General features: G+C 68.0%; 23 protein-coding genes. 13 read left to right on the top strand and 10 right to left on the bottom strand.

Going from position 1 to position 21,676, the window contains the following annotated elements; translation table 11 throughout:
• Positions 1-85: 85 nt before the first annotated feature.
• Positions 86-1,012 (bottom strand): LysR family transcriptional regulator, encoded by a 927-nt coding sequence (locus tag CF70_RS32020; RefSeq protein ID WP_035875420.1) that lies wholly within the window; start codon positions 1,010-1,012, stop codon positions 86-88.
• 179 nt (positions 1,013-1,191) lie between these two features.
• Between CF70_RS32020 and CF70_RS32015 the strand changes: the two genes are divergently transcribed.
• The 6 genes from CF70_RS32015 (at position 1,192) to CF70_RS31990 (ending at position 7,503) form a co-directional block, all read left to right on the top strand.
• Entirely contained in the window at positions 1,192-2,118 is a 927-nt protein-coding gene (locus CF70_RS32015; RefSeq protein ID WP_035875419.1) for an SDR family oxidoreductase, read from the top strand.
• Positions 2,118-3,623 (top strand): acyl-CoA synthetase, encoded by a 1,506-nt coding sequence (locus CF70_RS32010; protein ID WP_035875417.1) that lies wholly within the window; start codon positions 2,118-2,120, stop codon positions 3,621-3,623. The genes CF70_RS32015 and CF70_RS32010 overlap by 1 nt, the downstream gene beginning before the upstream one ends.
• A 64-nt stretch (positions 3,624-3,687) precedes the next feature.
• Entirely contained in the window at positions 3,688-4,665 is a 978-nt protein-coding gene (locus CF70_RS32005; protein ID WP_035875415.1) for a Bug family tripartite tricarboxylate transporter substrate binding protein, read from the top strand.
• Between the two features lie 160 nt (positions 4,666-4,825).
• Positions 4,826-6,289, top strand: coding sequence for a chloride channel protein (locus tag CF70_RS32000; protein WP_035875413.1), 1,464 nt, complete (start codon positions 4,826-4,828; stop codon positions 6,287-6,289).
• A 128-nt stretch (positions 6,290-6,417) separates the two neighbouring features.
• Entirely contained in the window at positions 6,418-6,738 is a 321-nt protein-coding gene (locus CF70_RS31995; protein ID WP_035875411.1) for a hypothetical protein, read from the top strand.
• A 96-nt stretch (positions 6,739-6,834) separates the two neighbouring features.
• The gene (locus tag CF70_RS31990; RefSeq protein ID WP_035875409.1) at positions 6,835-7,503 is read left to right on the top strand and encodes a hypothetical protein; all 669 of its coding nucleotides are present in this window, start codon (positions 6,835-6,837) and stop codon (positions 7,501-7,503) included.
• Between the two features lie 77 nt (positions 7,504-7,580).
• On the opposite strand, the gene dapB is transcribed toward CF70_RS31990, so the two are convergent.
• Complete coding sequence (dapB, locus tag CF70_RS31985) at positions 7,581-8,390, bottom strand: 4-hydroxy-tetrahydrodipicolinate reductase (RefSeq protein WP_035875431.1); 810 nt, start codon at positions 8,388-8,390, stop codon at positions 7,581-7,583.
• 92 nt (positions 8,391-8,482) lie between these two features.
• Complete coding sequence (locus CF70_RS31980; RefSeq protein WP_035875429.1) at positions 8,483-8,932, bottom strand: Lrp/AsnC family transcriptional regulator; 450 nt, start codon at positions 8,930-8,932, stop codon at positions 8,483-8,485.
• Between the two features lie 180 nt (positions 8,933-9,112).
• On the opposite strand from CF70_RS31980, the gene CF70_RS31975 reads away from it, so the two are divergent.
• From CF70_RS31975 to CF70_RS31965, 3 genes are all read left to right on the top strand, one after another.
• Positions 9,113-10,363 (top strand): saccharopine dehydrogenase C-terminal domain-containing protein, encoded by a 1,251-nt coding sequence (locus tag CF70_RS31975; protein WP_235185297.1) that lies wholly within the window; start codon positions 9,113-9,115, stop codon positions 10,361-10,363.
• Positions 10,360-11,880, top strand: a complete 1,521-nt coding sequence (locus tag CF70_RS31970) for an aldehyde dehydrogenase family protein (RefSeq protein ID WP_035875407.1) — start codon at positions 10,360-10,362, stop codon at positions 11,878-11,880. The genes CF70_RS31975 and CF70_RS31970 overlap by 4 nt, the downstream gene beginning before the upstream one ends.
• 147 nt (positions 11,881-12,027) lie before the next feature.
• Complete coding sequence (locus CF70_RS31965) at positions 12,028-12,222, top strand: hypothetical protein (RefSeq protein ID WP_414629494.1); 195 nt, start codon at positions 12,028-12,030, stop codon at positions 12,220-12,222.
• A gap of 32 nt (positions 12,223-12,254) precedes the next feature.
• Here the strand turns inward: CF70_RS31965 and CF70_RS31960 are convergent, their stop codons facing one another.
• The 6 genes from CF70_RS31960 to hemA form a co-directional block, all read right to left on the bottom strand.
• Positions 12,255-12,854 (bottom strand): UbiX family flavin prenyltransferase, encoded by a 600-nt coding sequence (locus CF70_RS31960; RefSeq protein WP_035875400.1) that lies wholly within the window; start codon positions 12,852-12,854, stop codon positions 12,255-12,257.
• A gap of 7 nt (positions 12,855-12,861) precedes the next feature.
• The gene (gene grxD / locus CF70_RS31955; protein ID WP_035875397.1) at positions 12,862-13,173 is read right to left on the bottom strand and encodes a Grx4 family monothiol glutaredoxin; all 312 of its coding nucleotides are present in this window, start codon (positions 13,171-13,173) and stop codon (positions 12,862-12,864) included.
• Between the two features lie 115 nt (positions 13,174-13,288).
• Entirely contained in the window at positions 13,289-14,212 is a 924-nt protein-coding gene (gene prmC / locus CF70_RS31950; protein WP_051649328.1) for a peptide chain release factor N(5)-glutamine methyltransferase, read from the bottom strand.
• Positions 14,213-14,411: 199 nt separating this feature from the next.
• Complete coding sequence (locus CF70_RS31940; RefSeq protein WP_035875393.1) at positions 14,412-14,738, bottom strand: hypothetical protein; 327 nt, start codon at positions 14,736-14,738, stop codon at positions 14,412-14,414.
• Between the two features lie 235 nt (positions 14,739-14,973).
• Positions 14,974-16,056, bottom strand: a complete 1,083-nt coding sequence (gene prfA / locus CF70_RS31935) for a peptide chain release factor 1 (RefSeq protein WP_035875391.1) — start codon at positions 16,054-16,056, stop codon at positions 14,974-14,976.
• A 133-nt stretch (positions 16,057-16,189) separates the two neighbouring features.
• The gene (hemA, locus tag CF70_RS31930; RefSeq protein WP_035875423.1) at positions 16,190-17,494 is read right to left on the bottom strand and encodes a glutamyl-tRNA reductase; all 1,305 of its coding nucleotides are present in this window, start codon (positions 17,492-17,494) and stop codon (positions 16,190-16,192) included.
• A 274-nt stretch (positions 17,495-17,768) separates the two neighbouring features.
• Between hemA and CF70_RS31925 the strand changes: the two genes are divergently transcribed.
• Positions 17,769-18,005, top strand: a complete 237-nt coding sequence (locus CF70_RS31925; RefSeq protein ID WP_035875388.1) for a hypothetical protein — start codon at positions 17,769-17,771, stop codon at positions 18,003-18,005.
• A gap of 79 nt (positions 18,006-18,084) precedes the next feature.
• Here the strand turns inward: CF70_RS31925 and CF70_RS31920 are convergent, their stop codons facing one another.
• Complete coding sequence (locus CF70_RS31920; RefSeq protein ID WP_035875384.1) at positions 18,085-18,852, bottom strand: 5'-methylthioadenosine/adenosylhomocysteine nucleosidase; 768 nt, start codon at positions 18,850-18,852, stop codon at positions 18,085-18,087.
• A gap of 193 nt (positions 18,853-19,045) precedes the next feature.
• Between CF70_RS31920 and CF70_RS31915 the strand changes: the two genes are divergently transcribed.
• The 3 genes from CF70_RS31915 to CF70_RS31905 form a co-directional block, all read left to right on the top strand.
• Positions 19,046-20,089 carry a DUF2157 domain-containing protein gene (locus CF70_RS31915; RefSeq protein ID WP_035875381.1) on the top strand — a complete coding sequence of 348 codons (1,044 nt, stop codon included), beginning with the start codon at positions 19,046-19,048 and terminating at the stop codon, positions 20,087-20,089.
• Positions 20,086-21,207 carry a DUF4401 domain-containing protein gene (locus CF70_RS31910; protein WP_035875378.1) on the top strand — a complete coding sequence of 374 codons (1,122 nt, stop codon included), beginning with the start codon at positions 20,086-20,088 and terminating at the stop codon, positions 21,205-21,207. The genes CF70_RS31915 and CF70_RS31910 overlap by 4 nt, the downstream gene beginning before the upstream one ends.
• Positions 21,204-21,676, top strand: a 473-nt coding sequence (locus CF70_RS31905; protein ID WP_035875422.1) for a GDYXXLXY domain-containing protein, incomplete at its 3' end; no start/stop codon positions are given. The genes CF70_RS31910 and CF70_RS31905, both read left to right, overlap by 4 nt.

Genomic DNA, 21,676 nt, shown 5'->3' with positions numbered 1-21,676 from the left:
GCATCGCTTGGGGGGCTCGCTTCGCATCGCTGGGGGGCTCGCTTTGCATCGCGGGGCGCCGGGGCCACACGAAAAGACCAGGGGATCAGCAAAGTGTCTGGTGCATTGCATCGTTGAATACGTCCAGGGCTGGAATCCGCGTGCGCAGGAAGTCGATCAGCGCGCGCGTGGCCATCGATGGATGCAGGTTGGGCGTGGTGATGATGTAGAGGCGGCTGCCCAGGCCCTCCGGCTTCCAGTCCGTCAGCACAGGCACCAGCCGGCCCTCGCGCACATCGTCCCAGCCGGCATAGACCGGCAGCAGGCCCACGCCATGGCCGTCGCGCACCGCGCGCATCAGGAAGGGGAAATGCTCGGACTGCAGGTGCGGGATCAGTTCCACCTGCTCGCGCTGCTCGCCGCGGTCGAGCGTGAGGACGAAGCGCCGCGCGGGGTAGGGCGGGCACAGGAACTGGCACCGCGCCAGGTCGGCCGGGGCGGCTAGCGGGCCGTTGCGCGCCAGGTAGGCGGGCGACGCGCAGAGCTGCCAGTCGATCGCGCAGATGTCGCGCGCCACATGGTCCAGCGGCGGCTGCGAGGTGACCTTGAGCGCCACGTCGATCTCGGCGGCGATCAGGTCCACCACGCGGTTGGCAAAGAATACGCGCAGGGAGATGCCTGGATGCTGGCCTGTGAACTCCAGCAGCAGCGGGGCCAGGAACGTGTCGCCCAGACCGGTCGGCACGCTCAGGCGCACGTGGCCGCGCAGGGTGGTGCCCAGGCTGTCGATCTCCGCCTGGGCCGAGGCCACTTCCTGCAGGATGCGCAGGCCGTGCTGGTACAGCGAGCGCCCAGGCTCGGTCAGCTCCAGCCGGCGCGTGGTACGGCGCAGCAACTGCGCGCCGGCCTGGTGTTCCAGTTCGCGCAGCTGGCGGCTGACCTGCGAGCGCGTGACGCCGCGCCGCCGTCCCGCCTCGGACAAGTTGCCGGCCTCGACGATGTCGACGAAGGCCTGGATCAGGTTGAGGTCCATCCGGGATTCCCAGGAGTATTGTCGCGTATGGCGCAACATTGTGAGTCGCCGCAGGGGAATTGTCGATACCGGGCGTCAGGGCTACAGTGTCCGTTCCCTGCCGGATTGCCGGGAGCGGGGCCAGGCGGGCGCAATGACGCCAACGACGCCAACGACGCGAACAAAAAGCAGGAGACACCATGTTCAAGAACGATCTTTTCGCTGGCCAGCGTGTGCTGATCACCGGCGGCGGTACCGGGCTGGGTCTGATCATGGCCGAGCGCCTGGCCGGGCTGGGCGCGGAGCTTCACCTGTGCGGGCGCCGGCTGCCGGTGCTGGAAGAGGCCGCCGGGTCGTTGCGGCAGCAGCACGGCGTCAAGGTCGTGACCCACGCGGTGGACATCCGCGATGCCGCCGCCGTGGACGCCATGATCGAGACCATCTGGACCCAACACGGCCCGCTCGACTGCCTGGTCAACAACGCCGCCGGCAACTTCATCAGCCGCACCGAGGACCTCTCGCCCAATGGCTTTCACGCCATCTCCGACATCGTCTTTCGCGGCACCTTCTACATGACGCAAGCGGTGGGCAAGCGCTGGATCCGCGACGGCCATCCCGGTTCGGTGCTCTCCATCGTGGTGACCTGGGTCTGGACCGGCTCGCCCTTCGTGGTGCCGTCCGCGATGTCCAAGGCCGGCGTGGATGCGATGACCAAGTCGCTGGCGGTGGAGTGGGGCCGCCACGGCATCCGCTGCAACGCCATCGCGCCGGGCGTGATCCCCACCGAAGGCGCGGGCGCGCGCCTGCGCCCGCAGGATTCGCAGCAAGACCAGCTGAGCGGCCAGAACCCCACCGGTCGCATCGGCCAGCCGCAGGACATCGGCAACCTCGCCGCCTTCCTGCTGGCCCGCGACAACTCGTGGATCAACGGACAGACCATTGCGCTGGATGGCGGAGACTGGCTCGCCAACGGCGCTTACTTCAAGCAATACCTGGGCTGGGGCGATGCCGAATGGCAGGCCGCGCGCGAACGCATCGCCGCGAGGAACGCCGCCGACCGCGCCGCGCGCACGGTGAATGCACCCACGCCTGCCCCGACACCCGACCAATCTGGAGATAACGAATAATGGCCGCCGACCTCTGGTTCGAAGATACCTGCCTTACCGCCGCCGACCTGCTTGAGCGGGGCACGCGCCTGGCTGGCGGCTTGCGCGCGCTTGGGCTCAACGAAGGCGACGTGGTCGCGGTGCTGCTGCGCAACGATCCGGTCTTTGCCGATATCGTCCACGCCTGCCGGACGGCCGGCATCTATTACTGCCCCATCAACTGGCACTTCACCGCCGAGGAAATCCGCTTCCTGATGGCCGACAGCGGCGCCAGGGCGCTGATCGTCCATGCCGATCTGCTGGACGGCGTGCGCGCGGCGGTGCCCGAGGGCGTGCAGGTACTGGCGGTCGCGGTGCCGGGCAAGGACAGCGCGGCAGGCGCCACCGACTATGAAAGCTGGCTCGATGCGCAGTCGCCGTACGACGGCCCGCGCGTGGCGCCGCGCGGCCACATGGCCTACACCTCCGGCACCACCGGCCGCCCCAAGGGCGTGCTGCGCGCCGCGGTGCCGCTGGCCACGCTGGAAACCCAGCTCGCGCGCATGCGTTCCGTGGTGGCGCAGACCATGGGCATCGTGGAGGGCACCCGCGCGCTGATGGCCGCGCCGCTGTACCACAGCGCGCCGGGCGTGTTCATCCAGAACGCGCTGCAGCTCGGCGAGCGCCTGGTGCTGTGCGCGCGCTTCGATCCGGAGCAGGTGCTGGCGCTGGTGGAGAAGCACCGCATCGACGTGCTCTACCTCGTGCCCATCATGTATGTGCGCATGCTCAAGGTGCCGCCGGAGATGCGTGCGCGCTACGACCTCTCCTCGCTGCGCTTCGTCGCGTCGACCGGCGCGCCGTGCGCGCCCGAGGTCAAGCGCGCCATGATCGACTGGTTCGGCCCGGTCATCCATGAAACCTATGCATCGAGCGAGGCCGGCATGATCACCGTGGCCACGCCGGCCGACGCCATGGCCAAGCCCGGCACCGCCGGCCGCCCGGTCGACGACGGCGAAGTCCGCATCCTCGACGAGCAGGGCAAGGCCTGCGCGCCCGGCGAGATCGGGCTGGTCTATGTGCGGCAGCCTGCTTACCCCGACTTCACCTACCGCAACAATGACGAAGCCCGCCGAGCCATCGACCGCGGCGGCCTGGTGAGCCTGGGCGACATGGGTTATCTCGACGCCGATGGCTACCTTTTCATCTGCGACCGCGCCTCCGACATGGTGATCTCCGGCGGCGTGAACATCTACCCGGCAGAGATCGAGCACGAACTGGTGCGCTATCCCGGCGTGGCCGATTGCGTGGTGTTCGGCGTGCCCGACGACGAGTATGGCGAACGCCTGCTGGCCATGGTGCAGCCGGTGCAGGGCGCCACGCTGGAGGAGAGCGCGATCATCGAATGGCTGCGCCAGCGCCTCTCAGGCTTCAAGGTGCCGCGCACCATCGTGGTGGAAGCGCAACTGCCGCGCGACGATACCGGCAAGCTGGCCAAGCGCCGCCTGCGTGACAAATACTGGGAGGGGCGCACGCGGCGGGTTTGAGCGCGGCGTAGCCAAGACATACCGGCAAGACCAGGAACATCAGAAAAAACCAAGGAGACTAGCCATGCAATGCTGGAAAACCGGATGGCGCGCCTGCGCTGGCGTTGCCATCCTGGCCTGTGCGCAACTGGCCGTGGCCGCCTATCCCGACCGCCCCATCAAGCTGGTGGTGCCCTATACGCCGGGCGGCTCGACCGACCAGTTCGGGCGCGGGCTGGCTGATGGCATGAGCCGCGAACTGAAGCAGACGGTGGTGGTGGAGAACCGTCCCGGCGCCGCCACCATGATCGGCACGCAGAGCGTGGCGCGCGCGCCGGCGGACGGCTACACCATGGTGCTGGCCACCAATGGCAGCATGGTGCTCAACCCGATGCTCTACAAGAAGATCGCCTACGATCCGCCGCGCGACTTCAAGATCTTCACCATCGGCGCCGAGGCGCCGCTGGTGGTGGTGACCAACAACCAGGTGCCGGCCACCAACATCCGCGAGTTCGCTGCGTATGCCAAGGCCAGCGGCGGCAAGCTCAACTACGCCTCGGTCGGGCTCGGCAACGCGCTGCAGCTGGCCACCGAAATGCTAAAGACCGAACTCGGCATCTCGGTCACTCACGTTCCATACAACGGCAGCGCGCCGGCGCTGTCGGCGCTGCTCGCCAACGACGTGCAGCTGATGGTGGATGTGGTCAGCACCTCGCTGCCGCACATCAAGGGCGGCAAGCTGCGCGCACTGGCGGTGACCGGCCGCACCCGGCTGGAAGTGCTGCCCAATGTACCCACCGTGGCGGAGAGCGGCTATCCCAACTTCCAGGCCGCGACCTGGTTCGGCCTCGCCGTGCCCGCGCAGACCCCGCCCGAGGCCGTGGCAAAGCTGCAGGCCGCGGCCGCGCATGTGCTCAAGGACCCGCAGTTCCGCGCCACCTTCGGCGCGCTGGGGCTGGTGATCCAGCAACCGCGCACCCAGGCCGAGATCGACCGCTATATCGAAGCGGACCGCGAGCATTGGGGCAAGGTCATCCGCGCCAACAACATCAGCCTGGACTGAGCGCAAGCGAGCCAGGCAAGCGGCGGCAGTTGTGGCGCAGCGCCATTGCGAGCGCCGAGCGCAGAGCGGCTGGCGGCGATCGGCGTATAGTTTTGTCACGCCGTGATGCATTCGGCCCTCGGGCCCGTCACGGCGTTCTCTTGCCCACGCCCGCCGCGCCATGAACGACTCCGAGCCTGATCCGCACCAAGAGCCCCTTGCCGGTCCCCGGCGCGATCCCAGCGCCGAAACCGATCGCCTGCATGCCCTGCGCCGCCGCGCCCGCCTTGCCGCCGGCCGCAAATCGCGCCAGATGTGGCGCATCTCCCGAACCACCCTGCGCTACGCTGTCTTCATGTGCGGCGCTGGCTGCGTGGCGCTGTTCTCGCTGATATTCGCGTGGATTGCCGAAGTGGCGCTGCGCTGGAATTACCAGCTGACCGCCGGTACGCCGTGGCTGGCCTTCGTGCTGCTGCCATTCGGGCTGGCCGCGCTGCGCTGGCTCACCATCCGGCTGGCGCCGCAGGCGCGCGGCAGCGGTATTCCGCAAGTGATCGCGGCGGTCAACCTGCCGCCCTCCGGGCCGGCGCAGACCGTGCTGGTATCGTTCCGCCAGTCGATGTGGAAAGTGCTGCTGACGACGGGCGGCTTGCTGGCGGGCGCGTCGATCGGGCGGGAGGGCCCCTCGGTGCAGGTGGGCGCCGCCGCCATGCTGGCCTGGGGCCGCTGGTGCCACGAGCGCCTGCAGTTCCGCATCGGCTTCCATCCCAATGCACTGATCGCCGCCGGCGCAGCCGGCGGCCTGGCCGCGGCCTTCAATACGCCGCTGGCCGGCGTGGTATTCGCCATCGAGGAACTTGGCCGCGGCACTGCCGTGCGCTGGGACCGGCTGGTGCTCTCGGGCGTGCTGACCGCCGGCTTCCTGTCGCTGGCGATCCTGGGCAACAACCCGTATTTCATCGTCAAGACGCCGATCCTTGCGCTGCACGACGCCTGGGGGCCGGTGCTGCTGTGCGCGCTGGTCAATGGCGTGCTCGGCGGCCTGTTCGCCAAACTGCTGATCGGCGGCGTGCCGGCGCTGCTGCCGGCGCGGCTGCGCGGCTGGCCGGTGGAGCATCCGGTGCTGGTGGCATTCCTGTGCGGCCTGGTGGCGGCGGTGATCGGCTGGTCCACCGGCGGCGCGACCTTCGGCACTGGCTACGAGCAGGCCGCCGGGCTGATCAACGGCGAGCCGCACAGCACGCTGTGGTTCGGCATCGCCAAGCTGGTGGCCACCGTGGTGTCGTATTTCGCGGGCATTCCCGGCGGCATCTTTACGCCCTCGCTGGCGATCGGCTCCGGCATCGGCGCCAATGTGGCGCAGTGGGTCGGCCACATCTTCGGCGGCATGACCGAGCCCCGCGTGCTGGCGCTGGTGTCGATGGCGGCCTTCCTGGCGGCCGCCACCCAGGCACCCATCACGGCCAGCGTGATCGTGATGGAGATGACGCGCTCGCAGGATCTCACGCTCTTCCTGCTGGCCGCTTCGCTGCTGGCTTCCTTCCTCGCGCGCCAGTTCTGCCCGCATCCGTTTTACCACCATGTCGCGCATACCTTCCGCCGCGAAGCGCTGAGCGTCACGCGAAAAGTGGCGCCGGCCACATAAGGCCGGCGAAGCCACGGTTTTGCGGCGCCGCTTTGCCTTAACATGAGCGGCGCGCGGGCCAGGTGCCCGACGCTGTGTACCGGCGGCACACCAGGACCCGCGCCGGCACGATGAACCGGGGAGCACAGATGGCCACGCAACGACCGCCGGGCAGCACCGGCGCCCAACGTCCGCCGAGCGCGCGGCGCCGCCGGCAAGGCGCGCCGGGCGTGCCGCCGCAGAAACCGCCGGGCAAGGAAAGCACCGCCGTGCGCGATCTCGGCCCGGATACGGTGTGGCATACGCGCGGCTTGCACGGCCATACCCGGCTGCGTTCATCGCTGCCGCCATCGGCGCGCTCGCCGCGGCGGCAACTGCCGCCCAGCCGGGTGCCGCGGCTGCTGTTGTGGGGGTTGCTGTTAGTCTTGCTGGCAGTGCTGGCTAATGCCGTGCTGAATATGTCGCATTAACCCCCGGCGCAGTGCCTGCCTTGCCACCTTGTGGGTGCCGGCAGGAACCACGCGCGCAGGGGGCGCTCCAATCCGGAGCTTTTCTCAGGAGTCTGGATGAAATACCCCCTCGCCGGGCTGGCCCTTGCCAGCCTGCTGCTGGTTTCGCCCTGGGCGGACGCCGCGCCCAAGGATGGCGCCGCCGACAAACTGGCGCCGATGCTCGAGAGCCTGGAGATCGGCAGCCCGCTGCCCACGCTGCCCGATTGCGCCGACAAGCGCACCCCCGATGGCCGCGACGTGACCGCCCTGTGCGTCGAAGTGCGCGGCGACGGCGTGATGCGCCAGGTCGGCGTACCGCGCGACAAGCGGCCCGCCTTCATGGACGGCCCGCACGTAGTCGCCTTTGTGGACCGCAATGCCCTGGTCGGGCTGATCGTGCCGACCGATGGCGTGCGCTCCGAGAAGTCGGCGGTGGACAGCCTGACCGCGCGTTACGGCAAGCCCTTCCGCTCGGAACAGGTGGACATGAAGGACAAGGCCGGCCAGCCCGTCAAGAGCACGCATGCCGGCTGGATGAGGAAGCCGCTGACCGTGGAGCTTTACGCCATTCCGGAGGATCCCAACAACGGCACCATCGAAATGCTGCTGCCCCAGGCCCGCGTGCTGATGGCCGACCAGGACAAGGCCATGGCGCAACAGCTCAATCCCAATGCCGCTTCGGCGGCGCAGGCGGCGCCGGCGAGCAAGGCGGAGGCGAAGAAGGGGAAGGACGGGAAGTGGTGAGAGGGCGCGCCAGCGCCGCCCGACGTGCCCGCTTGCGTTTGCTCGTCTCTCCCCTCAGGGCGAGAGGCAAGCAAACCTCAAAGCCCTTCCATCACCTTGTCCAGTCCGCGCACCAGCCCGGTCACTGTGCGCACCTTGCGGATCGCCAGCAGCGCACCGGACACATAAGGCTTGGAGCCGTCGCCGGCCTCATGCTTGAGGTGCAGGCGTTGCCCGTCGGCGCCAAAGATCACCTCCACGCCCAGCTGGTACCCAGGCAGCCGCACCGCGTGCACCTGGCTGCCGGACAGGGTCGCGCCGCGGGTTTCCTTCGGGCCCTTGACCTGGTCGAGGGGCACCACTTGCGCGGCTTCGCGGACCTGCCCCAGGCGATACGCCAGTTCGCGCACCGTGCCGGAGGGCACATCGATCTTGCCGGCCTTGGCGTAGTCAATGATCTCCCAGTGCTCCAGGTGGCGCGCGGCCATCTCGGCGAACTTCTGCAGCAGCACCACGGTAATGGCGAAGTTGCCGCAGGCCAGCACGCCGCGCCCGGCCTGGCGCGCGGCGGCGTCGATCTCGGCGTAGTCCTCGTCCGACAGCCCCGACGTGCCCACCACCACGTGCGCGCCCTTTGCCAGCGCCTGCAGGATGTTGCGCTTGGCGACGTCCGGCTTGGTGTATTCCACATAGACGTCGCAGGCGCCGTCCGCCAGCTCGTCGATGCTGGCCACCGCCACGCCGGGCGTGCCCTTGTGCGCGGTCAGTTCGGCCAGGGTCTGCCCGGCGGCGCCGCGCGACAGCCCGGCCACCAGCGTCATGTCGTCCGCGTGCGCCACGCCGCGCGCCAGTTCGCCGCCGGCCCAGCCGGTCACGCCGCCCACGGCGACTCGAATGCGATTGCTCATCGTCTTGCTCTCCTGATCTGGATGGTTTTCCGGGATGTCCCGGCTGCCTGCCAAGTTGTGCAGCATAAGCCTTTTGCGCTTTCGCCGCTGCGTCAGCCCGCGGCCCGGCGCCGGTCGATCTTGCGCGCCAGCACGATCGACGTGGTGGTGTGGTTGACGCCCTCCAGCGCGCCGATTTCGTCGAGCAGCTTGTCCAGGCGGGCATGCGTGTCGCAGCGGATCACCGCCATGTAGTCCACGGGGCCGCTGACTGAATTGAGCTCCTCGATCTCGGGAAAGCGCTGCAGCGCCCGCACCACCGCCGGCGCGGTCTTCGGCACCACCGACATGCCGCAGAACGCCAGGATGGCATTGTCTTCCATCTCCTTGCCAAGCCGCACGCCATAGCCGGCGATCACGCCGTCGCGTTCGAGCCGCGCGATCCGCGCCACCACGGTGGTGCGGGCAATGCCGAGCTTGCGCGCGAGATTGGCGGCGTTCTCGCGCGCGTTGGCCTGCAGCAGGGAGAGCAGGTGGCGGTCGGTCTGGTCGAGTTCGGTCATGGGCTTGGCGCGGTTCGCGAAGGCAGAAAACAAGGCGGTCTTGACGATTCAACCGATAGTCTCGTCGATTCGTTCGATTGTGAGGCCTTTTCGTCAATCTTGTCCCTTCATTCTGACTTTGCCCGCAACCATACTTCAGGCACGAACGAAGGCCGATCCACACTTTCCGCGAGGGACATCATGACCTGCATCACGCCGACCGGCCAACCGGACCAGACTGGACAAACCACGCAAGCCGCGGCGCCCGCCGTGCAGCCCGCCAGCCCGGCCGCCCCCGTCACCCCGGCCCGCAATGCCAGGCAGACGCAGATACGCGTGGTCGTGCTGGGCGCAGGCAAGATCGGCCGCACCATCGCCGTCATGCTGCATGACAGCGGCGACTACCGCGTCACCCTGGTCGACCGCGAACCCGCCCACCTCGAAGGCCTGCCCGAAGGCATCGCCGTGCGCGTCGCCGACCCGGGCCAGGACCAGGATTGCGCCTGCCTGCTGGGCGGCGCGGATGCCGTGCTCAACGCGCTGCCGTTCCATGCCGCCGTCGCCGTGGCCACGGTCGCGGCCAGCCTCGGCGTGCACTATTTCGACCTGACCGAAGATGTTGCCGCCACCCATGCAGTGCGCCGGCTCGCCGAAGGCGCGCGCTCCGTGCTGATGCCGCAGTGCGGGCTCGCACCGGGCTTTATCGGCGTGGTCGGCAACGACCTCGCCCAGCGCTTCCTGCGTGGCGGCGGCGAACTGCTCGACCTGAAGATGCGCGTTGGCGCGCTGCCGCGCTACCCGAGCAACGCGCTCAAGTACAACCTGACCTGGAGCACGGAAGGGCTGATCAACGAATACTGCAATCCGTGCGAAGCCATCGTCGATGGCCGCCGCGTGGAAGTGCCCGCGCTGGAAGGGCTGGAGAGTTTCTCGCTGGACGGCATCGAGTACGAAGCCTTTAATACGTCTGGCGGGCTCGGCACCTTGCCCGAGACACTGGCTGGCCGGGCGCGCGACGTGGACTACAAGTCGATCCGGTATCCGGGGCACTGCGCGGTGATGAAGCTGCTGCTCAACGACCTGCGCCTGCGCGAGCGCCGCGACTGGATGCGGGAGATATTCGAAAGCGCGATTCCCGCCACGCGGCAGGATGTGGTGATCGTGTTCGCCAACGCAACCGGCTATGCAGCGGGCGCCAAGGGCGGGCGCGGTCCGCTGACGCAGGCGTCGTTCTCGGTGCGCATCGGCGGTGCCGATACGGCCGCGGGCCACGTCAACGCGATCCAGCTCACCACGGCGGCCGGCATTTGCACGGCGCTGGACCTGGTTGCCGGCGGTGAGCTGCCGCAGGCCGGCTTCGTGCCGCAGGAGGCGATGCCGCTGGACACTTTCCTGGCCAACCGTTTCGGCCGACACTACACCCGTCATCCGCTTCAAGGGGCAATGGCATGAAAGCAAAGGAATTCGCGGCCTGCTGGCAGGCCATCGGGCTGACGGCGCCCTGGCGCGACGGCGAAGGTCCGGCCGGCGCATTGCCGGTGCGCTCACCCGTCGACGGCGAGGCCTTCGGGCATCTGCCCGCATGCACTTTGCCTGAGGCCGATGCGCGCATCGGGCGCGCCCGCGCGGTGCAGGCAAGCTGGGCCCTGGTGCCTGCGCCGGTGCGGGGCGAAGTCGTGCGGCGCTTTGGCGAAGTCCTGCGCGAGCACAAGAAGCATCTCGGGCAACTGGTCTCGCTCGAAGCCGGCAAGATTCTGCAGGAAGGGCTGGGCGAGGTGCAGGAGATGATCGACATCTGCGACTTCGCGGTTGGCCTGTCGCGCCAGCTGCACGGCCTGACCATCGCTTCCGAGCGGCCCCAGCATGCGATGCGCGAGACCTGGCATCCCTATGGCCTGTGCGGCGTCATCTCTGCCTTCAACTTCCCGGTGGCGGTATGGGCCTGGAACGCGGCGCTGGCGCTGGTGTGCGGCAACGGGGTGATCTGGAAACCGTCGGAGAAGACCCCGCTGTGCGCGTTGGCGATGCAAGGCTTGCTGGACGGCGTGCTGGAGATCGCGGCGCCGCAGCACGTTGGCATCGCCACGGTGCTCCCTGGCGGTCAGGCGCTGGGCCAGCAGCTGGTCGAGCATGCCGATGTGCGGCTGATCAGCGCGACGGGCTCCACCCGCATGGGCCGCGAAGTGGGCATTGCCTGCGCCGAACGCTTCAAGCGCTCCATCCTGGAGCTAGGCGGCAACAATGCCGCGATCATCGCGCCGTCGGCCGATCTTGAACTGGCCATCCGCGCCATGACGTTCTCCGCCGCCGGCACCGCGGGGCAGCGCTGCACTTCGTTGCGCCGCGCCTTTGTGCATGTCGATGTGCTGGAAGCCGTGACGTCGCGGCTGGTCCAGGTGTTCGGCCGCCTGCAGGTGGGCGATCCGCTCGCCGAGTCGACCCTGGTCGGCCCATTGATCGATGGCGCTGCCGGTGCCGCCATGGCTCGCGCGCTGCTCCGGTGCCGCGTGCACGGCAACACCGTGCACGGCGGCGAGCGCGTGCTGGCGGAGCGTTTCCCCAACGCCGAGTATGTGCGGCCGGCGCTGGTGCTGACCGATCGCCAGCACGAGACGATGCTGACGGAAACCTTCGCGCCGATTCTCTATGTGATGCCCTACACCACGCTGGAGGAAGCCATCGCGCTGAACAATGCGTCGGAGCATGGCTTGTCGTCTTGCATCTTCACCGAGTCGCTGCGCGAGGCGGAACGCTTCATGTCGGCCGCGGGGAGCGATTGCGGGATCGCCAATGTGAATATCGGGACCAGCGGGGCGGAGATTGGCGGGGCGTTTGGTGGGGAGAAGGCTACCGGTGGCGGGCGGGAATCCGGGTCGGATGCATGGAAGGGGTATATGCGCAGGGCTACCAATACGGTGAATTATGGGGATGCGTTGCCGTTGGCGCAGGGCGTCAGGTTTGAGGTTTAGGGTAGGCGCGCGGTTTTTTACCTTCGCCTAAACGTTGCGATTCGTAACAAGGGTTACAGGGCGTTGACCCTGTATTACAAAGCTGCCCCGTATAACGTTCTTAAGGCTACACAAAGCCGCAAGGACGATGAAATGAAGACGTGGATGATGGGAATCGCAGTAGCAGGCGCCGCCATGCTGGGCGGCTGCGCGGTGTACCCGGCTTATCCGGGCTATGGCGGCGAGGTTGCCGTTGCGCCCGCACCGGTTTATGCCGCGCCCGCGGTGGTGGTGAGCCCGGGCTATTACGGTGGTTACGGCTACTACGGCGGATACGGCCGCCGTTATCGCTACTGGCATTGACGGCGGGCACCGCAGGCGCCTGCCGCCAGGATTCAGGCCTGGCCGTTGAGTCCGGCCCAGCTCGGCGCCAGTGTCTGCGGTACGTCGATCAGGTCCAGCACGCGGCCAACGGTGTGGTCGACCAGTTCGGCCACGCTCTGCGGCTTCTGGTAGAAGCCGGGGACCGGGGGGAAGATGATGCCGCCCATCTCGGTGACGGCGATCATATTGCGCAGGTGCGCGAGATTCAACGGCGTTTCGCGCACCATCAGCACCAGCTTGCGGCGCTCCTTGAGCGTGACGTCGGCGGCGCGGGTGATGAGGTTGTCGGACATGCCGTGGGCCACCGCCGCCAGCGTGCGCATGGAGCAGGGCGCCACCACCATCGCGTGGGCTGCGAAGGAGCCGCTGGCGATGGTCGCGCCGATATCGCGCACGTTGTGGACGACGTGGGCAAACGCTTCCACCTCGGCCTTGCCCATGTCGAGCTCGTGCTGCAGGTTCATCACGCCTGCCGGCGAAATCAGCAGGTGGGTTTCGATGCCGGGCGCAGCACTGAGTATCTGTACCAGGCGGACCCCGTAGACCGCGCCGGTGGCGCCGGTGATCGCGACGACGATGCGCCGCGGCTTGGCGTCACCCGCTGCGGTCATCGCGCGCTCAGGCCTTGAGCAGCGATTGCAGTTCGCCGTTCTGGTACATCTCCATCATGATGTCCGAGCCGCCGACGAATTCGCCGTTCACGTAGAGCTGCGGAATAGTCGGCCAGCTGGCGTATTCCTTGATGCCCTGGCGGATGCCTTCGTCTTCCAGCACATTGACCGTGGTCGGCGCGTCAACGCCGCAGGCCTTCAGGATCTGGATGGCGCGGCCGGAGAAGCCGCACATAGGGAACTGGGCGGTGCCCTTCATGAACAGGACCACCGGGCTGCCCTTGACGATCTGGTCGATCTTTTGCTGCACGTCACTCATGATGTCTCTTTACGGTTGAATGCGGTGCCGGTTCGGGCGCCGCCATCTGGAAATCGGAGGGCGCGTGATGTACGCGCCTGCAAGCGATTGATTTTACCGGAATCGGCCGCTTGCTTCAGGCGCCCGCCCCGGACGCGGGTTGCAGCCGCGCGCCGGTGCAGCGCTCGTGGTCCGCCAGGTCGCGCGCGGTGAAGATTTCCGTCATGCCGGCCGCGGCCAGCAGGTCGCGCGCAGCCTGGCCCTGGTCATAGCCATGTTCCATCAGCAGCCAGCCACCCGCGTGCAGGCGCGCGCGCGCGCCGGCCACGATGGCGGCCAGGTCGGACAAACCATCGCCGTGATCGGTCAGCGCGTCGATCGGCTCGAAGCGCAGGTCGCCCTGGGCCAGGTGCGGGTCGCCGGCGGCGATATAGGGCGGATTGCTGACAATCAGGTCGAAGCGCAGGCCGCCGGGCAGCCCGGCATACCAGTCGGAGGCGAGAAAGCGCACATTGGCGGCGCCGAGCGCGCGTGCGTTGCCTTCGGCAACCTGCAGGGCGCCGGGCGATATGTCGGTGGCCCAGACTTCGGCGTCGGGGCGCTCGCATGCAAGGGTGACAGCCAGCGCGCCGGAGCCGGTGCCCATGTCGAGCACGCGCGGGGCTGGCAACGGGGCCAGCAGCTTCAAGGCGGCTTCCACGGCGATTTCCGTGTCCGGGCGCGGAATCAGCACATCGGGCGTGACGCGGAAGCCGCGCCCGAAGAATTCACGTTCACCCAGCAGGTAGGCCACCGGCTCCCCGGCCAAGCGGCGCCCCAGCAGGGCCGCGATGCTTTCGCGCTGGACGGGGCTCAGCGTTTCGTTATCGCGGGTGATCAACTGCGTGCGGGACAACCCGGTGACGTGGCTCACCAGCAGCCGCGCTTCGAGCGCCGGCAATCCCGCCGTGGCAGCCACCGCCAGGACTTCACGCACAGTGGCCACATCAGGCAAGGCGACTGGCGTGGCGGCATGCGGGCCGGCGGCTGCGGAGGAGGCGTTGGACTGGGTGCTGGACATGGGGCGGCGGGGCAGGGCGAGTCGCGCAACGGGGCGCAAGACGGAAGACCGGAAGCGAAAACGATCAAGGGAAAAGCAAAACCCCGTCGGGAGGCGCCCGGACGGGGTTTGCAGTGTAACGCGCTTGCCTGAGCGGCGGGCATTTTCGGGCCGCCCGCGCGATCGCTGCGGGCAGCGTGAAACGCGTAAGGTGCGGGAATTACTTGTTGACGGTGTCCTTGGCCTTGTCGGCACCGGCGTTGACGGCGTCCTTGGTAGCTTCCTTGGCCTTTGCCATGGCGTTGTCGGCGTCTGCCTTGGCCTTGTCGGCAGCGGCCGAGACATCGGAGGCTGCACTGTTCGCGGCAGCCTTGGCGGCATCGGCGGCATGGCCGGCGGCGGCTGCGGCATCGCTGGCGGCGGCCTTGGCGGATTCGGCGGCGTTCTGCATGGCGCTTTCGGCGCTCGGCGTGGCCGGAGCTTCTTCCTTCTTGCCGCAAGCGGCCATGGCGGCGGTGATCATCAGCAGCGCGAGCAATTTCTTCATGATTTCGTCCTTTTTGTCCGTTTTAGAGTGGCGACACGCCGACCTCTGGATGGCGGCTCGGTCGAAAAGGATTATAGACAGCGAAAAATGGCACGCTAGTGATGTTGCAAGCATTTACAACAGATACAAAGGTTTTCCTTCGGATATCTCGATTTATGCCTCGCGATTTGAATGATTACCCCGGCGATAGCTATTTCTTCGCAATAACGTGGTAATGCCGCGCCTTGATTCGCTGTTAATGTCCCTCGCCGAGTGCCGCCAATTGATCGGCCTGGTGTTCCGCGGCCAGAGCGGACAACAGCTCGTCCAGGTCGCCGTCCATGATCATGTCGATTTTGTAGAGCGTCAGGTTGATCCGGTGATCGGTCACCCGCCCCTGCGGAAAATTGTAGGTGCGGATGCGGTCACTTCTGTCTCCGGTGCCAATCAGGTTGCGCCGGGTGCTGGCTTCTTGCGCCTGGGCCGCGCGCAGCTTCTGGTCCATCAACCGGGCGGCCAGGACTTTCATGGCCTTGTCCTTGTTGCGGTGCTGGCTGCGGTCGTCCTGGCATTCCACCACGATGCCGGTGGGCAGGTGGGTGAGGCGTACCGCCGAATCGGTCTTGTTGACGTGCTGGCCGCCGGCGCCCGAGGCGCGAAAGGTATCGACGCGCAGGTCGGAGGGATTGATCTCGATCTCGCCCACCTCATCGGCTTCTGGCATCACCGCCACCGTGCAGGCGGACGTATGGATGCGTCCCTGCGCCTCGGTGGCCGGTACGCGCTGCACGCGATGGCCGCCGGATTCGAACTTGAGCCTGGAAAACGCCGCATCGCCGGCGATCCGGATAATCACTTCCTTGTAGCCGCCCAGGTCCGACGGGGATTCGCTCATGACCTCCACCTGCCAGCGCTGGCGCTCGGCGTAGCGCGTGTACATGCGCAGCAGGTTGGCCGCGAACAGCGCGCTTTCCTCGCCGCCCGCGCCGGCGCGGATTTCGAGCAGCAGGTTGCGGTCGTCGTTGGGGTCCTTGGGCAGAAGTAGTTTCTGCAGGCTGCCTTCCAGCGTTTCCAGCTGTTCGCGGGCCGCGGTGATTTCGTCGGCGGCGAACTCCTTCATCTCGGGATCGTCCAGCAGCGCCTGCGCGGTGGCAAGGTCGTCCTGCGCCTGGCGATACTGCGCATACTGCTCGGCCACCGGAGACAGTTCGGCATGCTCGCGGGTGAGCTTGCGGTACTGGTCGATCTTGGCGGTGGCGTCCTCGCGCGCTAGCAGGGCGTTGACTTCGTCGAGCCGCTCGGCCAGTTGGTCGAGTTTGGTGAGCATGCTGGCTTTCATGGATATCCGGGGACGCGATGAAACGGTGGGTGCGAAATGTTGCAGGGCTGAGGCTGCGCGCGGAGCGGCGGAACGGGCCGGGGCAACGCAAGGCTGGCCACGCGCAGGACACGCGCGGCCGAGGTGAGCGCGGCTAGCGCTCGGAGTGGCTGCTGTGGCGGAACAGGCCCGGCACCAGGCGCAGCAGGGTTTCGCGGTCGTCGCCCTGGGTGTGGTTCAGCGCATGGGTGGGGCCGTGCAGGAATTTGCGGGTCAGCGCGCCGGACAGGGCTTCGAGCACGGCCTCGGGGTCGTCGCCGCGCGCCAGCATGCGGCGCGCGCGCTCCAGTTCGGCCTGGCGCATGGCCTCGCCCTGCGCCTGCAGGTCGCGGATGACCGGCACCACGCTGCGGGTTTCCAGCCAGTGCATGAAGTTCTGCACGCGGCTCTCGATGATGGCTTCCGCCTGGGCCACGGCGGCCTGGCGCATGGCGTTGCCCTCGCGCACGATGGCACCGAGGTCGTCCACGGTGTACAGGAAGACGTCATCCAGGCGCGCGACTTCGGGCTCGACGTCGCGTGGCACGGCCAGGTCCACCATCATGATGGGACGATGGCGGCGCAGCTTGACCGCGCGCTCCACCGCGCCCAGCCCGATGATGGGCAGGGAGCTGGCGGTGCACGACACCACGATGTCGAACTCGTGCAGGCGGGCGCCCAGGTCCGACAGGCGGATCGCTTCGGTGGTCAGGCCCTGGCCGGCAAGTTGCTCGGCGAGCTTTTCGCCGCGCTCCACGGTGCGGTTGGCCACCACGATCTGACGCGGCGTTTGCGCCGCAAAGTGCGTCGCGCACAACTCGATCATCTCTCCGGCGCCGATGAACAGCACGCGCTGGGTCGAGACGCTTTCAAAGATCCGCTGGGCCAGGCGTACTGCGGCGGCCGCCATGGACACCGAATGCGCGCCGATCTCGGTCTGGCCGCGGACTTCCTTGGCCACCGCGAAGGTGCGCTGGAACAACTGGTTCAGGTAGGTGCCTAGCGCGCCGGCTTCGCCGGCGGTGCGCACCGCATCCTTCAACTGGCCCAGGATCTGGGTTTCGCCCAGCACCATCGAATCCAGCCCGCTGGCTACCCGGAACGCGTGGCGCACGGCTTCCGACTGCGGCAGGGAATAGAGGTGGGGCGCGAGTTCTCCGGCCGGCACGTTATGATGCTGCGCCAGCCAGCGCAGCGTGTGCTCGAAGCCTTCCGACCCCGAGACCAGCACATCGGTCGCGCAGTAGATCTCGGTGCGGTTGCAAGTGGAGAGGATGGCGGCTTCGGTGCCGTTCCTGCCCGCCAGGTGGGTGCGCAAGGCGCCCAGCGCGGGTTTGATCTGCTCGAGCGGAAACGCCACCCGTTCGCGCAGCGAAACGGGCGCCGTGGTGTGATTGATACCGATCGCGAGCAGTTGCATGGTGGGGTGCATGTCTCTCTGGCCGGGCTCCGGGCAGCGGCTTTGCAGGCCTCAGCGCGGGAGTCAGGTGCAATCCGGGCATGAATTCAAGCGCGGATTCCGGCGCAAAGCGCCGCCGAACCGGGCTACATTATAGCGCCCGGCGCGGATATTGCCGTGGTACGGATGGGTGAAGCCCGGCATTACCGTATTGTTATGGCCACGCGCGGCCTTCAGGGGGGGCAGTCGGGGGCAGTCGAAGCAAGCCGCGATTTCAGGAATACAGGGGAAAGTGATGTTGGGTACGCTGGTGGTAGGGGTGCTGGTCGGGCTGGCGGCGCGGTCGCTGCACCCGGCGGGCCGGGTCAGCCTGCTGGCGGCGATGCTGTTCGGGGCGTTGGGGGCACTGGCCGCGTTTTACGGCGGGCAGGGCTTGCGCTGGTTTGTGGCCGGGCAGATGGCGGGCTGGTTTGCGGCGATCCTGGGAGCAGGCGTGCTGGTGGGCGTCTGGGGTGTTGTCAGGGGGCGGTAGTCGGTGCCCCGACGTTTGATTCAAAGTGGATGCCGGGTTTAAATACGAGCCATCCGAATCTCCGATCGAAAATCTCCCCTTACCCGCGCAGTTCCAGAAACCGCCTCAAAACCCCGCTCGAATAATGGCTGGACACTTCGGTCAGGAACGCGGCAAAATCCACATGTGCACTATCGTCTGCCCGATCCGATAGGGTCCGCATTACCGCATATTTCACGCCATATTCATGGCAGACCTGCCCCACCGCGGCGCCTTCCATTTCCACCGCCAGCACGCCGGGCAAACGCTCGCGCAACTCGGCCGCCGCGGCGGGCGAGCCGATGAACTGATCCCCGCTGGCAATCATGCCCACGTGCAGCGCTGGCGCGCTCACGCCGAAGCGGCCCAGCACGTCCGCCGGCACGGCGCCGGGCAGGTCTTCGCGCAGATAGCCGGACACGGCTTCGCGCAGCGCGGCGGTCAGCGCGGGGTCGGTGGGAAATTCGGCGCGTTCGAGCAGGGGCACTTCATGCCGTCCGAAGAACGGGCGCGCGTCCAGATCGTGCTGCAGCGTGCGGTCCGCCACCACGACATCCCCGACGCGCGTATCGGCCCCGATGCCGCCGGCCAGCCCGGTGAAGACGATTTCGTCCACGCCGAACTCGCGCACCAGGGTCACCGTGGTGGCAGCAGCGGCCACCTTGCCCATGCGCGCAAGCACCAGCACGCAGCGCTGGCCGTGGAGATGCCCCACGTGATAGTCGCGCATGCCGATGCGCTGCACGGTGGAGCGGGCATCGTCGTGGCGCATGGCGGCGATCAGGCCGTCGACTTCATCGTGAATGGCGGCGAGGATACCGAGGGTCATGGCGGGGCGCGCTAGGCGTGGCTGGATTGGAAAAACGCACAGCATACCGGCCCGGCCCGCGGGCGCAAAGCGCCAGCGCGGGGGTGACTGTCATCTGTGGCCGTGCGCGCAAGGAAAGCGCCGCGGCGGCCCGCTCCTTTGCTACAGTGCACTGGCGCATCCATCACATAGGGCACCCATGCAGCCATCTTCAATGCAACCCTTCCAGGACCGGCGGGCCGTGCGGCAGGCGCTGGCCGACTGGCGCGAGCAAGGCGTGCTTGGTGCCGACGGCGTGGCCGCCGCCTGGCCAGGCACCGAGCCGGACGCGGCTGGCTGGCGCACCTGGCTTGACCGTGCCTTGCTGGTGCTGGGCGCAGCCTTGCTGTGCACCGGCGTGATCGTGTTCTTTGCCTTCAACTGGCAAGACCTGCACAAGTTCGCCAAATTTGGCTTGCTGGCAGCGGCGCTGACCCTGCTGGCGGGATTCGCCTGCTTGCGACCGCCGGCCGACCTGGCTGGCCGCGCCGCGCTGTGCGGCGCACAGGTGGTTGCCGGTGTGCTGCTGGCCGTGATCGGGCAGGTGTACCAGACCGGTGCCGATGCCTGGCAATTGTTCGCCTTGTGGGCATTGCTGGCGATCCCCTGGGCACTGGCCGCGCGCGCGGCGCCGCACTGGTGGGTGGTGATCGTGCTGGCCAATGTGGCGCTGCTGCGGTACTTCAGTGTCCGCCTGGGTGTGGGTGCCATGTTTGACCTGCTGTTTGGGGCGGCTGGCGAGCGGGCGACCGCGCTATCGCTGCTGGCGGCCACGCTGTTGCAGCTTGCGTTGTGGTTCGCGCTGTGCGCGATGGCGCCTGCGCTTGGCTTTCGCGGCCTGGCCGGCGCGCGCATCCTTGTTGCGCTGGCGGGCGGCTATGCCGGCTGGCTGGGCCTCGCCAGCCTCCTGCACAGCCGCTTCGACGCCGCCATGTTCGGCGTGGCCTTGCTGACGCTGGGCGTGCTGCTCGCCTGGTTCCGGCTGAGGGCCTTCGATGTGGTGGCGCTCAGCCTGGCCAGTCTTGCCACCCTCGTGCTGTTGGTGACCGCGGTCGCGCGCCTGCTGCTGGATGTCAATCGCGCGGGATTCGGCGCCTTCCTGATCCTGGGGCTGCTGACCATCGGCCTGTCCGCCGCGGCGGCAGCATGGTTGCTGCGCGCCTACCGGCAGCATGGACTGGCCGATGCACGCGGCGCGGCCAAGGGAGAACCGGCATGATCAGCGATCGATACGCAGTGCAGGCAATGTGGCAGGACCTTGCCACGCGCGGACTGGTGCAAGGGCAGCCCGCGCAAGCGCAAGCCCGCACGCCATGGGCGGTGCGACTGCTGATGGGCCTGGCCGGCTGGCTGGGCGCGGTGTTCTTCCTCGTCTTCCTGCTCGGCTCGGTCTTTGTGGCCGCGCGCAATAACCAGACGGCGATGATGCTGTGCGGTGCGGCGATGATCGCGCTTGCCGCGGTGCTGTACCGGCGGCGCGCGGGCGCTACGGCGCTCGAACAATTCGCGCTGGCCGTCAGCCTGAGCGGCCAGGGCCTGCTCGTGTACGGCGCGAGCGAGGCCTATGGCGTCAGCCGCCTGCTTGAGTCCGCAGGCTTCTGGGGCGCGCTGGCATTGTTCGAAGCCGTGCTTTATGTGCTGGTCGGCAACCGGCTGCATCGTTTCCTGGCGGCGCTGGGCGTGTGGACTGGCGTGGCCCTGGCGCTGCACCTGGCCATGACGCCGGGCCTGCGCCATGTCTGGGAGGCGATGAGCTTCTCCCTGGGCTGGCTGGCGCCATTCGCGCTGACGCTGCTCACTGGCTTCGTGCTCGCGGAAGGGCGGCTCTGTGCCGCAGGCCTGCACGGCTGGCTCGAGCCGGCCGCGGACGCCACGCTGCTGTTTGCGCTTGGCGCGGCCCTGATGGTGACCGGCCTGGGCCTGCCACACGCGTTGCTGTTCGATGCCGACACCGGACGCCACACCGGCAACTACTGGCTGGCGGGGGCCTTGTGCGGTGCGGTGCTCGCTGCGTTTGTGCTTGCCGAGGCGGGGCGCCTGCGGCTGCGCCCGCCGGTGCGTGCCGCAGCGCTGCTCGGCGTGGTGCTGTTCAGCGCGTTGCTGGCCGGGGCGCCCGCGGTGGTTGCCGCGGCGCTGGCGCTGGGACTGGCGCTGCGCCGCGGCTCGCTGCCCTGGCTGGGGCTGGCCGTCGCCGCGCTCGGCATCGGCTTTGTCTGGTACTACAGCGCGCTGCACTGGACGCTGCTGATCAAGTCCGCCACGCTCGCTGGCGCCGGCATTGCCGTGCTCCTGCTGCGCATGGCGCTGCATGCCGATAGCGCAAGGAGACAAGCATGAAACGCTGGATATTGTTGGCATGGGTTCTCACGCTCGGGCTGGCCGCCTTCGCCATCACCGGCAAGGAACGGCTGCTGGCGCACGGCGACACCGTCTACCTGCGCCTGGCGCCCGTCGATCCGCGTTCACTCATGCAAGGCGACTACATGGCCCTGAATTTCGCCATCGCCGACGCCATCCGCGAGGCACGTCTCCAGCAAGGCATCGAGCCCGCGCGCGAGCAAGTGGCCGTGATCCGCCGCGACGCACGCGGCGAAGCCACCCTCGTGCGCCTGCACACGGGCGAGGCCCTGGCCAGCGGTGAGCAACTGCTGCGCTTCCAGACCGTGCCGTCGCGCTGGGGCGGCGTGCAGGCCCAGGTGTCCACCGATGCGTACTTCTTCCAGGAGGGGCAGGGGGCGCGGTTCGAGAGGGCGCGGTATGGGGAGTTTCGTGTGGGGCCGGATGGGCAGGCGCTGCTGGTGGGGCT

Origin of the sequence: Cupriavidus sp. SK-3 (assembly GCF_000611145.1) — a bacterium.
Lineage (GTDB): Bacteria > Pseudomonadota > Gammaproteobacteria > Burkholderiales > Burkholderiaceae > Cupriavidus.
The sequence above is the reverse complement of the archived record's forward strand: the minus strand, read 5'-3'. Positions and strand labels throughout refer to the sequence as shown.

Coding starts and splice junctions, on each gene's coding strand:
- CF70_RS31940 (WP_035875393.1), bottom strand. CDS start 14,738: ATGAAGAAATTGCTCGCGCTGCTGATGATCACCGCCGCCATGGCCGCT.
- CF70_RS31995 (WP_035875411.1), top strand. CDS start 6,418: ATGGCCACGCAACGACCGCCGGGCAGCACCGGCGCCCAACGTCCGCCG.
- CF70_RS32015 (WP_035875419.1), top strand. CDS start 1,192: ATGTTCAAGAACGATCTTTTCGCTGGCCAGCGTGTGCTGATCACCGGC.
- CF70_RS31970 (WP_035875407.1), top strand. CDS start 10,360: ATGAAAGCAAAGGAATTCGCGGCCTGCTGGCAGGCCATCGGGCTGACG.
- CF70_RS31990 (WP_035875409.1), top strand. CDS start 6,835: ATGAAATACCCCCTCGCCGGGCTGGCCCTTGCCAGCCTGCTGCTGGTT.
- CF70_RS32020 (WP_035875420.1), bottom strand. CDS start 1,012: ATGGACCTCAACCTGATCCAGGCCTTCGTCGACATCGTCGAGGCCGGC.
- grxD (WP_035875397.1), bottom strand. CDS start 13,173: ATGAGTGACGTGCAGCAAAAGATCGACCAGATCGTCAAGGGCAGCCCG.
- prmC (WP_051649328.1), bottom strand. CDS start 14,212: ATGTCCAGCACCCAGTCCAACGCCTCCTCCGCAGCCGCCGGCCCGCAT.
- CF70_RS31915 (WP_035875381.1), top strand. CDS start 19,046: ATGCAACCCTTCCAGGACCGGCGGGCCGTGCGGCAGGCGCTGGCCGAC.
- dapB (WP_035875431.1), bottom strand. CDS start 8,390: ATGAGCAATCGCATTCGAGTCGCCGTGGGCGGCGTGACCGGCTGGGCC.
- CF70_RS32010 (WP_035875417.1), top strand. CDS start 2,118: ATGGCCGCCGACCTCTGGTTCGAAGATACCTGCCTTACCGCCGCCGAC.
- CF70_RS31960 (WP_035875400.1), bottom strand. CDS start 12,854: ATGACCGCAGCGGGTGACGCCAAGCCGCGGCGCATCGTCGTCGCGATC.
- CF70_RS31965 (WP_414629494.1), top strand. CDS start 12,028: ATGGGAATCGCAGTAGCAGGCGCCGCCATGCTGGGCGGCTGCGCGGTG.
- CF70_RS31920 (WP_035875384.1), bottom strand. CDS start 18,852: ATGACCCTCGGTATCCTCGCCGCCATTCACGATGAAGTCGACGGCCTG.
- hemA (WP_035875423.1), bottom strand. CDS start 17,494: ATGCAACTGCTCGCGATCGGTATCAATCACACCACGGCGCCCGTTTCG.
- CF70_RS31975 (WP_235185297.1), top strand. CDS start 9,113: ATGACCTGCATCACGCCGACCGGCCAACCGGACCAGACTGGACAAACC.
- CF70_RS32000 (WP_035875413.1), top strand. CDS start 4,826: ATGAACGACTCCGAGCCTGATCCGCACCAAGAGCCCCTTGCCGGTCCC.
- CF70_RS31910 (WP_035875378.1), top strand. CDS start 20,086: ATGATCAGCGATCGATACGCAGTGCAGGCAATGTGGCAGGACCTTGCC.
- CF70_RS31925 (WP_035875388.1), top strand. CDS start 17,769: ATGTTGGGTACGCTGGTGGTAGGGGTGCTGGTCGGGCTGGCGGCGCGG.
- CF70_RS31980 (WP_035875429.1), bottom strand. CDS start 8,932: ATGACCGAACTCGACCAGACCGACCGCCACCTGCTCTCCCTGCTGCAG.
- CF70_RS32005 (WP_035875415.1), top strand. CDS start 3,688: ATGCAATGCTGGAAAACCGGATGGCGCGCCTGCGCTGGCGTTGCCATC.
- prfA (WP_035875391.1), bottom strand. CDS start 16,056: ATGAAAGCCAGCATGCTCACCAAACTCGACCAACTGGCCGAGCGGCTC.